This window comes from Dyadobacter jejuensis (genome assembly GCF_003149085.1).
GTDB classification, from domain to species: Bacteria; Bacteroidota; Bacteroidia; order Cytophagales; family Spirosomataceae; genus Dyadobacter; species Dyadobacter jejuensis.
The window spans coordinates 82,483-95,161 of sequence record NZ_QGDT01000015.1 but is presented as its reverse complement, the minus strand read 5'-3'; the positions used below and the strand labels follow the sequence as shown (position 1 = coordinate 95,161).

General features: G+C 46.2%; 7 protein-coding genes. 2 read left to right on the top strand and 5 right to left on the bottom strand.

Translation table 11 applies throughout. From position 1 onward, the window contains the following. Positions 1-24: 24 nt before the first annotated feature. On the bottom strand, positions 25-1,797 hold the full coding sequence (locus CLV98_RS20365) for a sulfatase family protein (protein ID WP_229203494.1): 1,773 nt from the start codon (positions 1,795-1,797) through the stop codon (positions 25-27). Between the two features lie 607 nt (positions 1,798-2,404). Here CLV98_RS20365 and CLV98_RS20360 point away from each other — a divergent pair. Continuing rightward, positions 2,405-2,953 (top strand): outer membrane beta-barrel protein, encoded by a 549-nt coding sequence (locus CLV98_RS20360; protein WP_109677457.1) that lies wholly within the window; start codon positions 2,405-2,407, stop codon positions 2,951-2,953. Between the two features lie 139 nt (positions 2,954-3,092). Here the strand turns inward: CLV98_RS20360 and CLV98_RS20355 are convergent, their stop codons facing one another. Further along, positions 3,093-3,851 carry a rhamnogalacturonan acetylesterase gene (locus tag CLV98_RS20355; protein WP_229203492.1) on the bottom strand — a complete coding sequence of 253 codons (759 nt, stop codon included), beginning with the start codon at positions 3,849-3,851 and terminating at the stop codon, positions 3,093-3,095. Between the two features lie 390 nt (positions 3,852-4,241). Here CLV98_RS20355 and CLV98_RS20350 point away from each other — a divergent pair, with 390 nt between their 5' ends. Then, positions 4,242-4,688 carry a RidA family protein gene (locus tag CLV98_RS20350; RefSeq protein ID WP_109677455.1) on the top strand — a complete coding sequence of 149 codons (447 nt, stop codon included), beginning with the start codon at positions 4,242-4,244 and terminating at the stop codon, positions 4,686-4,688. Positions 4,689-5,946: 1,258 nt separating this feature from the next. Here the strand turns inward: CLV98_RS20350 and CLV98_RS20340 are convergent. From CLV98_RS20340 to CLV98_RS20330, 3 genes are all read right to left on the bottom strand, one after another. Continuing rightward, entirely contained in the window at positions 5,947-7,509 is a 1,563-nt protein-coding gene (locus CLV98_RS20340) for an arylsulfatase (RefSeq protein WP_109677452.1), read from the bottom strand. 89 nt (positions 7,510-7,598) lie between these two features. Beyond that, positions 7,599-9,239 carry a RagB/SusD family nutrient uptake outer membrane protein gene (locus CLV98_RS20335; protein WP_109677450.1) on the bottom strand — a complete coding sequence of 547 codons (1,641 nt, stop codon included), beginning with the start codon at positions 9,237-9,239 and terminating at the stop codon, positions 7,599-7,601. 14 nt (positions 9,240-9,253) lie between these two features. Continuing rightward, positions 9,254-12,592 carry a TonB-dependent receptor gene (locus CLV98_RS20330; RefSeq protein ID WP_109677448.1) on the bottom strand — a complete coding sequence of 1,113 codons (3,339 nt, stop codon included), beginning with the start codon at positions 12,590-12,592 and terminating at the stop codon, positions 9,254-9,256. Between the last annotated feature and the right edge of the window lie 87 nt (positions 12,593-12,679).

Below are 12,679 nucleotides of genomic sequence, written 5' to 3'. Positions count from 1 at the left end.
TGATCAGGAAAGACTAATTGCGATTTATGGATTGAGCTTTACAACCTTGCTTGGCACATACCCGATCCGATGGGCTTGCACCCATATGCTCCCTCCTGTCGGAACCTTAATGGGGTTTCGATAAATGTTCCATGCCTTAGGATTCACTCCGTCGACGCCGTGGATCTGATAGCCCAAAGAGGAACCTGGTGTAGAGCAACTCACCCGAACGACTCCGTCCTCCTGGCGCACCTCAGGTTCCGCTGTTTTAGGCTGGGACTTCTCTCCATTCCATAAGTCACTAATGAGCTCCTTCTCCGGTGTATTGGGCACGTCTCCTATTTCGTGCAGCCACTCGTCCATTTTCTTGCTCAGGGTCGACAGCCTCGATTGATAACTGGCCTCACCCGCCAAATTATGGAGCTCATGAGGATCCATGACGCAGTCGTACAACTCCTCTGCCGGCTTCGATTCCCTAAACCACTGGGCCTGAACCGCATTTAATCCCCCTTCCTTTTTTAGCCGCAACAGCTCCTGCATGGTGGGGATATTCTCCCGATAAGCTACCGGGAGATAATACCCTTGGCTGGGCCTATAGTTCCTAATATACTTATAGCGCTTATCTCTTACGGCACGAATGACATCGGTCACGTCAGCGAATCGGTCGGCGGCTCCGAATATATAGGCCCTCTCCTGTTTAGGTTTTGCAGCCCCTAAAAATGCCTGCCCCTGTAAATAATCGGGGAGTTTCTGGCCCGTAAGGGAAAGCAGTGTCGGTGCAAAATCGACAAAGCTAATCAGCTGATGATCGGTCGTCCCCGCCTTCCATCCCTTGGGAAAACGGATAATCATGGGGGTGTTCAATCCAGAGTCGTAAATCAGACGCTTTTGACGGGGCAAAGGCCCGCCATGGTCTCCGTAGAAAAATATGATGGTGTTTTCTAATAATCCATCCTCTTCCAATTGTTTTAAAACGGCCCCAAGTTGCCTATCCATTTCTGATATATTATTGTACATCTTCCACATATCACGGCGAACTACAGGCGTGTTGGGAAGATAGGGCGGTATGGCGAAGGCAATATCCTTGGCAAGATGCTTGGGGGTCTGAGCCTCCGTCATCCGCCCCTTCTCCCAGGTATAGGTCCTATCGCCCGAATGATAATGCCTCGTTTCAGTAAAAGCAAAGCCATAAGGATCAAAAAGCCCCGATTCATGGGTTACGTTAAAGTTAAACACAGAAAAAAACGGCTGACCTTCCGCTCTATTTCGCCAGTGGGCATAGGGACTACTCTCATCCCAAGCCGTCACGGGAGCCCTAAACTGGTAATCTTCCTTATTATTATTGGTGCAATAGTAGCCTCCCAAGCGAAGCAATTCGCTCACCATCCTGACCTCCGGACCAGGCACGGCCTCATAGGCGGGAAGGCCCGTCTCCGTGGTATTGGAATTGGTACGCATATTATTGGCCCCTATACTAGTAGGGTACATCCCAGTGGCTAACGCCGCCCTACTGGGAGCACATACGCCTGAGGTGGAATAGACCTGGGGGTATTTCACTCCTTCCCTAGCCAGTCGATTCAGATTGGGGGTAATGGCCGTAGAGTCGCCAAAGGGAGGAATATAGGGCCCCATGTCCTCGGTGACCAACCAAAGAATATTAGGTCGCTTTGTACTATGATTGACCAGCGCCGTGGAGTCGGACTTGCGCATTCCTGGCCGGCAACTCATAGACCCAAACAAAAGCACACCAAATACAAAGGTTTGTACTAAAATCTTCGAGGGCAAAAACTTCATACTTCTACTTTTTATAATGAACATATAAACTAGACGATTAGCTTCTTTTGGATTTCATACTTAAACGAGGCCTTAATATTGAACCGACCTGGATACTTGACGGCAGCCCACTAATTATTGGTGTCGGAATGCTTTGGCAACAACTCCCTATCGTCGTCAACGGTCCGCAGTTCGACTTTTCCGGAGGAAGCACCCATTAGCCTGTACCTACTCATGTGCTTCGCGTTTTTATTTTCCAATATCCTAACCTGTAAAATCCAAAATTTTAATACAATATAACTAAAACTAGCCATTCCGAAGTGCAGGAGTTTTTTTTACTGGAGCTTACAAAGGGGGGGTAGACACTTTTTTTAATGATCCATTTTATTAATCTCTTGATAACGAACGCCCTGAATAAAGTAAACCAGGAATGAAAGTTAATTTTACAAATTACTCGTTACTATTTTCAAAAATGCCGTATAATCTTAAACTTTGGTTCTTTAATGAAGCAAATAATTTAAACACAAGAATAACGATTATACTATGGTTAAATAGAAAGGAATTAACAAAAACTAATTTTCATCACACACTAAAAGTACGTTTTGCTATTCCGGAGCAATCCCCCTCCCTCTAGCCGAACGTCAACAATCACATGAGAAAAATAGCCGTCATTTTATTAATCATGGGCTCCATCAGCGCTAGCATGGCTCAGAAGAACTCCGTCCTACTGTATGGTGCGCTCGATGCCCATTCCATTGAACTTGCTGGCGGAGAGAAATACAATGCCTTTAGTATTTCTCCGGGTTTGGGCTATCAATTTACCGACCATTGGACTGCCGGAGTCAATTTAGCCTTTTCATCGAACAAATACGACTATAACAACGACAAAGAGACTTCCTTCGGCGCGGGCCCCTTCGTTCGTTATGCGTATCCCCTCTCCGATATATTTGCCGTATATGGACAGTTCAATGCTACCGTGGGGAGTGTCGATCATAATGGCGTTAAGGCCACCCACTATTCGGGAGTCCTCTTTCCGGCCATAGGAGTGAACATGAAAAATGGCTTCGCCCTGAATTTCAACTTTGGCCAATTGGGTTATTCTAACGACAAGACCAAAGGAGAAAATGGCACCAAAAACTTTGTATTATCTTTTGGAAACGGAATAGGCTTCGGGATGTCCAAGAACTTTGGTGGCAAATAATGCGACCCCGATCTTAAAAGTAATATAAACCCTCCCCGACGTCGTCCTTATTGTAAGGGCGACGTCAATCTTTTTTATGGCAAGCACAATGGAAACCCTATTGAATTACCATATAGATCAAGTGCTTTGCAGGGGTAGGTTATTCCCGCCTCACTACATAATCCACCAACCCAGACTTGTGTCTGCGTAAATCGCCCAGGACGATTTGAGCCATGATGCGGGCTCCATATTCATTAAAATGGGTATTATCGACCTTGCCCTGCAGATAGTTGGGGTGCTCACCAGGAAGTAAATGTACAAATAGGTCTTTGGAGCGCTCTGGCCCGAGTACCCGCAACCTTTGTTGGTTGAGCCGGTCCAGGTCTACCAAAGTCACCAGCTCCTCTGCGGCTAGCTTACGGACCAGCTCCGAATATACGGCATGGGTATCCTGCAGCGTTCCTTCTGCATCGAAATCCCGCCTGGCCACCGGAGTTAGCAATATAGGAATTGCTTTCTTAGCCCGCGTTTCGGCGACGAATCGACGTAAATTGGCCCTATATTCCACTTCATTGGTGTAGCTTTTTTTAGTAGATACCTCGTCATTATGCCCAAATTGTATGAGGACATAATCCCCTTCCTGCAGACCTTCCTGTACCGGCTGCCACCTATTTTCTTCCAAAAATGTACGGGTACTGCGTCCATTCATGGCCCGGTTGTCGACGGAGGCATGGCCTTCAAAAAAATAGACGAAAGGCATACCCCATCCCGTTTCAGGATAATACCGTTCCGACTTTACCGACATGGTCGAGTCGCCAATGAGATAAATGGTGATTTTCTTCTCGGGCACCATGGCCAACAATAAGGGTAAGGCCAAAGCCCACAGCAGGCGGTGTAGGTAAGTGTAAGTCAGTTTCAAGGAATGGATATATTAAGGGTGATACTCACTTAAGGACGACAAAAGGGGCTGGTGGGCCCTATAATTACACTAAAAGAGGACCATAATGGCGACCTGAGCGACCCTTAGGATTAAACCGAGGACTGGCAATGAATGTAGAAGGCTTTAAGCCGTAGGCGTTAGGCATTAAGCCTGCGTTATTGCCGATAGCCGATTGCCGATTGCCGACGGCCACAAGCATTATGCCAGCGCTATTTCTGTCGGCCGATGCCTGACCGCCGTTAACCCCAAAGGGATACAAAACCTATTTTTTAGATGGCAACTGGTCAGCTCCTTGCATTTCTTTACCTATGTAAATGTTTAACGAGCGATAAGCTTCTTCCTTTGTGATTCATTCAAATCAATAACAACATGGATCACGTCAAGAACAGTTTTATAAACCCGAAAGAAATATTTAACCCCCAATTTTTTGGATTCTCCCATATAGCCAAAATTCCGGAGGGGAAAACCCTCTACTACTTTTCAGGCCAATGGGCATCGGATGTAAATGGCAAATTGGTTTCAACAGACTTTGAACAACAGGTACGGCAGACGGTTTCTAATATTAAAAAGGCTTTGGCAGCGGCACAACTCACCCTAGATGAGGTGGTGAAGCAAACTGTCTATATTGTAGACTTCACCATGGAGAAAAAACAAATCCTAATAGATGTTGCCGCTCAAGAATGGCAATCCGAAAGCTATCCAGCAAGCTCGATTATCCCTTTACCCGTATTAGCAACAGCACCGAATTGTCTGATAGAAATAGAAATCATTGCAGCTTCCGGCTTGCAGCCGTTGGCAATAAGCGGTAAGCAGTAGGCCGTAAGCGGTAAGCGGTAAGCAGTAGGCAGTAGGCGGTAAGCATTAAGCTTTAAGCCAGCGCCAGTGCCGATAGCCGATAGCCACAAGCTGAAAGCCGATAGCATTAAGCCTACGCTATTGCCGATTGCTTATAGCCAAAAGCCGATAGCCATATGCAGTAAGCCGTAAGCAGTAGGCCGTATGCAATAAGCCCGCGCTATTGCCGATTGCCAAAAGCCGACAGCCGATCGCCGTTTATTCCGCCACTCCGGTGCTGGCGATAGATTTTTTTAATGCGGTATGCGATAAGCCGTAAGCATTAAGCCAGTGCCGATTGCCTAAAGCCGATAGCCGATAGCCATTTATGTCGCACCTACGGCGCTTCGAGGGTCGTTTTGGGTTGCGGGTTTCTATTAATATCCCGCACCTCCGGTGCTGGCGATAGAATTTTTTTTAATGCCGTAAGCGATAGGCCGTAAGCATTAAGCCAGCGCTATTGCCGATTGCTGAAGGCCGATCGCCGATCGCCGATAACATTAAGCCAGCGCCAATGCCGACAGCCGATAGCCACAAGCTGTAAGCCGTAAGCATTAAGCCTGCGCTATTGCCGATTGCCGACAGCCGATAGCTGAAAGCCGATAACATTAAGCCCGCGCTATTGCCGATTCCCGACAGCCAGCAGCCGATAGCCATTTATTCCGCACCTACGGCGCTTCGAGGGTCGTTTTGGGTTGCGGGTTTCTATTAATATCCCGCACCTCCGGTGCTGGCGATAGAATTTTTTTTAATGCCGTATGCGATAGGCCGTAAGCATTAAGCCAGCGCTATTGCCGATTGCCGAAAGCCGATAGCATTAAGCCTGCGCTATTGCCGATTCCCGACAGCCGACAGCCGATAGCCATTTATGTCGCACCTACGGCGCTTCGAGGGTCGTTTTGGGTTGCGGGTTTCTATTAATATCCCGCACCTCCGGTGCTGGCGATAGATTTTTTTTAATGCGGTATGCGATAAGCCATAAGCATTAAGCCAGCGCTATTGCCGACAGCCGATAGCCACAAGCTGTAAGCTTTAAGCATTAAGCATTAAGCCCGCGCTATTGCCGATTCCCGACAGCCAGCAGCCGATTGCCGATTGCTGAAAGCCGACAGCCGCCGCCGCATTTAACTTTTAACATTTTACATTTTAACATTTATCCGCACAACGAACCACCTTTAACACCTAACCCCTAACACCTAAAAACCTAATCCCTAACACCTAATACCTAAAAACCTAACCCCTAATTACCATTCACCCCCACCCGGTCACTCCAGTTTTGATAGATCTGCGACAACTCCTTTACTTTGCCGGTATGGGTCGACGATAGATCCTTCATTTCAGACCTATCCTTCAACAGGTCGTATAATTCCCATTTTTTATTTTCCCGCGACCATACCAATTTCCATTGATCCTTCCGTACCGCCCGGCTATCGAAATGCTCCCAGGCAATATAATCATGGTTCTTGCGGGTAGTTCCTCGTATAATGGGCAACAGGCTCTTTCCTTCTACAGGCTTGATGGACCGGTCATTATATTCCTTCGGATAAGTAGCGCCGGCCAACTCCAAACAGGTGGGCATAATATCCATGATATGTCCCACCTGGTCGGTTTGAAAGGCCTTCTTTACCATCTTAGGGTAATGCACAATAAGCGGGGTAGATATCCCTCCCTCATGGGTAAAGCTTTTGTACTGCCTAAAGGGAACATTGCCTAAGTTGGCCCATTCCTTACCATATGCATCATAGGAACCCTTCGCTCCAGAAGGTGTCTTAAGACTGATTTCATAGGCTGGGTCTCCCAGATCCCTCTGGGCACGGTTGACGAGCTCTTCGGAACAGGCCCCGTTATCCGACAAAAACATGATCAGCGTATTTTCCAGTTGTCCATTGGCTTTCAGTTTTGCCACGATTTGACCAATCCCCTTGTCCATGCGGGTAACCATAGCGGCATATGCCGCCATTTTCTGATCCCAATCTTCCTTATCAGGAGCATTTTCCCAAGCAGAAATGGTTGCATCACGGTCCGACAGCTTTTGGGTAACTGGTAACAGCCCCATTTTCTGTTGTTTCTGGAAGCGCTCTTGTCTCAAATGATCCCATCCTTTCATATACTTCCCTTTATATGGGGCTATTTCCTCGTCGGGAGCATGCAAGGGCCAGTGAGGCGCCGTATAGGCCACATACATAAAAAATGGATTATTACGGGCTTCATCCAGGTATTCCACGGCTTTTGCCGAGATGGCATCGGTCATATAGAAGTTGTCCGGGATGGTATAAGGTTGGTTGTCTTCCAGCATGAGGCGACGTGGCAACAGGCGATAATAGCTGTTGGCTCCACTAATTAGGCCAAAGTATTTATCGAATCCACGCTGCATTGGCCAGTCGGGGCGCTGCTCTCCTACGTGCCACTTACCCGACATATAGGTCTGGTATCCCGCTTGTTTCAAAACCTCTGCAATCGTAACCGTATTCCTACTCAACCAACCTTGATTGGGTGTTTCCGCATCCCGATTGGTGATATCAGAAGTCACCACCATCTTACCCATTCCGGCCTGATGCGGATACACACCGGTTAGCAAGGAGGCCCTACTCGGACAGCAGCGGGCAGCATTATAAAATTGGGTAAATTTGACGCCGTTGCGGGCAAGGGCATCCAAATTCGGGGTTTTTATTTCGGAGCCATAACAACCTATATCGCTGTACCCCAGGTCATCGGCCATAATAACGATTATGTTTGGCTTCTGGGCCAAGGCCACCTGCGACAGTCCCAAAATAAAACAGGTAATGAGTGCTCTGATATTCATAGGGTATAGGTTGAATTTAAAAGGTAGGTTTAGAATTAAAATACTGGTAAAAATACATCAAATAATACTAATTACAGAAGAAATCCCCGCTAATAACCAGGATTTTGGAGAAAATCGCTCGGATTAGTCACCCGATCGATCTGGGCTTGAGGAATAGGCCTTACCAAGTGCATTTCCTTGACATTCACAGCCGCATCGAGATTATATTTCCTGAGTCGATCCAAAAATGCTCCGGATCTTTTCAGGTCGTACCAGCGGTGCATTTCACCTGCCAATTCACGCCCACGCTCGTCCATGATAAAGTCCAGGCTCAAGTCCGCCTCCGTAACCTGCATTTCTGCCGACTTACCGGGTAAAGCCGCTCGAGTACGAACCACATTGATGTACTCGGCCGCCTGAGCCAACTTACCTTGCCGAAAAGCCGCCTCACTGGCAATAAGATATAACTCGGCGAGGCGTAGTACTATAAAGTCCCTTCGACCATCTACAGCATTAACACTGGTACGTAAAGGGTCGAGGTATTTCTTCAAACTAGGGAACTGACGACGATTGGAACCCCCTATTTCAAGTGGATCTGTTACACTGGCCACCCATTTATTATTATAATCTATCAGCCAATACGGCACCTTCTTTTGTTCGGCATCGGGTACCGGGTGTATCACAATCTTAATGGCCGTATCACCAGGAGCCACGGCGGCACCATTAATTACGGCTGGGGTATTAGCAATCCAGGTCGTTTGAAAGGATCCATCAAAACGACTATCCTTTGTAAGATCAAAAAGATTGAGCGTGTAGTTTGTCGGCATAAATCGTTGATAGGCACGCCCATATTCCACATCGCGGGTCAAAGCTGGATTCAGCGTATAGTCGAAGATAAAGAACAAATGTCCTTGATTCCCGGTACTATTTGTAAGTGGATCATCGGTGTACTGAACCGACCAGATTACCTCAGGATTCAGCTCCTTGTCGATTTCCCATAAGTCCCCAAAATTGGCCACCAAGGAATAGACGTTACTACTAATGACGGCCTGAGCGTACTTTTCGGCTTCCGACCAATTTCCAATGGTAAGTTGCACCCTAGCCATCAGGCTTTGGGCAGCAGGCTTGGTCACCTGGCCATACGCTGCTGCTGTAGCGGGTAGACTAGCAATAGCAAATTCTAAATCTGGAAGAATGCCCTGTTCATAAACCGTAGCTACAGGAGTACGCTTGGCCTCCGTTTCAACTCCTTGAGTTTCTTCTAATGTGAAATGGACATCGCCAAATTGTTGTACTAGATGAAAATAATAGAGGGCCCTAAGAAAACTGGCCTCCCCTATGATCCGTTTTCGCTCCGTTTCGCTGATCCCTTCAACCTGAGGTGCCCTACCAATTACCGCATTGGCCTGGTTGATTCCCACATAAAAATTATCCCAAATGTTTTTCACATAGCCGCTAGTGCCTAAGAAATTCTGTGAATAATTATTATAATCGGGATTATTGGTAGCCCCTCCAAAACCATTGGTATACATATCTGTACCCGTTACCGTTAAGAAAAAACCGGCCTCCTTACCATAGAAGTTCCTCAAAGGACTATAGGTGGCTTTTAACCCATCTTCAATACCTTTGGGAGTGGCATAATAACTCTCAGCAGTGGCCAGTCCTAAGGGGTTCTCTTCCAATAGACCATTACATGAAGTAAAGATCCCAGTAATAGTAAATACGCTGATGATATATAATATTTTTTTCATATCGTTATTTCATTTCAGAATTTTAGGTTCAAACCAAAAACATAAGTAGCCGAAGTCATAGGATTGCCACCACCGACGGTCCCATTAGAATTCTCAGGGTCGACGAGTTTATAGGGGGAGAATATCAGCGCATTATCGGCGGTAGCGTAGAAGCGCAGACTGCTAATTTTCATTTTTTCCGTCAGCGATTTGGGTATCGAATATCCCAATGTAATATTTCGGATTTTCAGAAAAGACCCATCATAATACCGTAACGCGTCGGAGTATAAGGGAGCAGCCGCCGAAGTAGGCATCGGAATTTTGTTTACCGGATTCTCGGGAGTCCAGTAGTCAAAATTGATGGCGTTATACCGGCCTTGCCAGTTGTTGCCTCCTAGGTTGTGGAAACCGCTATTGATATACTGCCCCTGCCGAGCATATACCAGGAAAGAGAAATCGACCCCCTTATAGCTTATCCGGTTGGTGAGCCCTCCGCTCCATTTAGGCACTGTGGAGCCTAATACGGTTCTGTCGTCCGCGTTGATCTGCCCGTCCGGACTATTGGTAAGATTCCCTTCTTCATCTCGGCCATTTACATCGGCAATTTTTATATCTCCAGGTTTCTGATTCCCATTAGTGGCCTCCACCGCCTCATTAGTCTGCCAGATCCCCTCTTGTTTATAACTGTAGAATACATTGATCGGCTGCCCAATAAACCATTGATTTCCGATATCATCCTTACCGTTAAAAAGCTGTACAATTTTCTCCTTATTACTAAATATATTCAGATTGGCATCCCATTTAAAACCATTTGAAGTATTCAGAATATTTCCATTTAATGAAAGTTCCCAGCCCTGATTACTCGTAGCGCCAATATTTTGGAGTACCGATTCATATCCTGAAGTGATGGGAATTAATCGATTCAACAACAGGTCGGTGGTATTGGTCTTGTATAGCTCCAGCGAACCGGTAATACGGTCATTGAGCACCCCAAAGTCTAAGCCGATATTAACGGTACTCGAAATCTCCCAACGTAAATCAGGATTGGGAATGACGTTGAGGGCATATCCGAAGGCCGGATCGTTCCCATAAGCATAAATGGAGCGCTCCAATCCACCCAGGGTCTGATAGGGAGAGATAGAGGTATTGCCCACGGCACCGTATCCAGCTCTTATTTTTAAGAAAGATAATACCTTAGTATTGGACATAAATGCCTCATCCGACAGTACCCAGCCGGCAGAAACCGAAGGGAAAAAGGCCCATTTATTCTTTTGAGACAATCTGGAGGAGCCATCCGCCCGGCCCGTAAGGGTGAGTAAATATCGATTTTTAAAACTATAATTGATCCGGGCCATATACGAGACCAGCCCCCATTGAGTAAGCGCACTGTTGATTCCGGTGACCGTCTCCGCACTTCCTAGGTTGTAGAATAGCGAAGACTCAACAGGGATATTCCTGGCCGAGGCACCCGAAGATTCAAAACGGTTGGTCTGGGTACTAAATAGGCCTACCACGTTTAAGGAATGGTCTTGTATATTACGATTGTAGCTAAGTATATTTTCGAGGGTATAAGCAAAATTCTGTTCATTACCCACCGTTGCCATGTTGGCGCTTCCTGCCAAGGTTCCCGTATATTGTCCCATACGAGATGTATTAAAATCGGGTCCAAAGTTCAGCCGATAGGTCAGTCCTTCCATAAATTTGTACTCTGCAAATATATTGGCGAATACCCTATACTTCCTTTTCTCATTGGTGAATTGGCCAGGTTGATATTGGAGTAAAGGGCTGGTTAACAACCCCTCCCTAGGATTGGGATAAGCTATAAAACTCCCCTGTTCATCGTAAGGCTGTACTAAAGGGGAAAACTGCAAAGCATTGGAATAAGGCTCATTGGTCATTATATTCTGTAAATCGGTAGCCACGGTAGCGCTAACCCCTACACGAAGCCGCTTAGTAAGCTCCGACTCTATATTGACCCTAAACGAGTAACGCTGGTAGTCGCTCAATTGCATAATACCTTTTTCATCATAAAAAGCACCCGACAAATAGTAAGTCGTATTTTTATTACCTCCGCTAGCAGAAATCTGGTGTTGCTGCTGTTGCCCATCTCTTAATATTAGATCTAACCAGTCGGTTTCGACGCCATTTTGTAGATTATCAATTTCAAGAGTACTAAAGAAAGAAGGATCCTTGCTTGAGTCGTTAACGTCTATTCCTCTGGCCACTCTCGAATAGCGGACAAACTCCTCACCATTCATCAAATTCAAATTTTTCTTTGCTTTCTTAATCCCGTAATAACCATCGTAGCTAATCACGGCCTTCCCTTCTTTACCTTTTTTGGTAGTGATCAAAATAACCCCGTTGGCACCACGTGATCCATAAATGGCCACCGAACTGGCATCCTTTAATACCTCCATCGACTCTATGTCATTGGGATTAAAATCGTTGATGCTAACATCGGTTGGAATTCCGTCTATTACATAAAGAGGGTTATTGCTGGCATTGATAGATCGGTTACCACGTATTCGTATGGTAGGTGCCGAACCGGGATTCCCATTGGACCTTACGATATCGACGCCCGCCAGTCGACCTTGCGCATTGGAAAGGAAATTGGAAGATGGCGTTTCGGCAATATCCCTACTGTTGATACTTGAAATAGCACCGGTCAAATCTCGTTTTTTCTGAGAACCATAGCCTACCACGATGATCTCCTCAAGTGCTTTGGTGTCGACGGCCAAGCTAATATCTATTTGACTACGCTTGTCAATCCCAACCTCCTGTGATACGTAACCCACATACGAGTAAACCAAAGTAGCACCCGCATCCGGAGCTACTATCGAGTATGCTCCCTCAACATCGGTGGTGGTGCCTTGGGAAGTCCCTTTCACCACGATACTAACTCCTGGCAATCCTAAACCTCCCTCATCCGTAACCCTACCTTTTACAGTATAGTCCAGACTCTCTGAAGTTCTATTCATTAGATTATGGGATGCTCCATTTGTGCTCACTGCTGTTTTGTTACGCAATACAATCCGATTGCTCACTTCCAAATAATGAATATGGTGGGGAGCCAACAGAGATTCCAATACTGCGGTGAGCGGCTGCTGGTCTACCGAAATCGATACGATATGACTGAGATCTACCAATCGGGAGTTATAAGAAAATTTGACCTTTGCACTCTTTTCTATGGTCTCTAGGGCCGCACTTATCGGTTTCGATTTGACATGTACCGTCACTTTTCTTTGCAACATATCTTGACCGTTCACTGCAGTGGCCAGACTGATACCTGAAAAAAGCAAAGATAAGGTCAGATGTAAAATAGAAAGTCTCACGATTTCGTAGGTTAATCGTTTTATAGTCAGTGTTATTTTCATACTTTTGAGTGTATTGTTAATTATTTATTGAACGTAATGACAATTACACGCCCGTCCTTTTCGAGGAACATGTTTTACAGAACATAC

Coding starts and splice junctions, on each gene's coding strand:
- CLV98_RS20365 (WP_229203494.1), bottom strand. CDS start 1,797: ATGTTCATTATAAAAAGTAGAAGTATGAAGTTTTTGCCCTCGAAGATT.
- CLV98_RS20360 (WP_109677457.1), top strand. CDS start 2,405: ATGAGAAAAATAGCCGTCATTTTATTAATCATGGGCTCCATCAGCGCT.
- CLV98_RS20350 (WP_109677455.1), top strand. CDS start 4,242: ATGGATCACGTCAAGAACAGTTTTATAAACCCGAAAGAAATATTTAAC.
- CLV98_RS20340 (WP_109677452.1), bottom strand. CDS start 7,509: ATGAATATCAGAGCACTCATTACCTGTTTTATTTTGGGACTGTCGCAG.
- CLV98_RS20335 (WP_109677450.1), bottom strand. CDS start 9,239: ATGAAAAAAATATTATATATCATCAGCGTATTTACTATTACTGGGATC.
- CLV98_RS20330 (WP_109677448.1), bottom strand. CDS start 12,592: ATGAAAATAACACTGACTATAAAACGATTAACCTACGAAATCGTGAGA.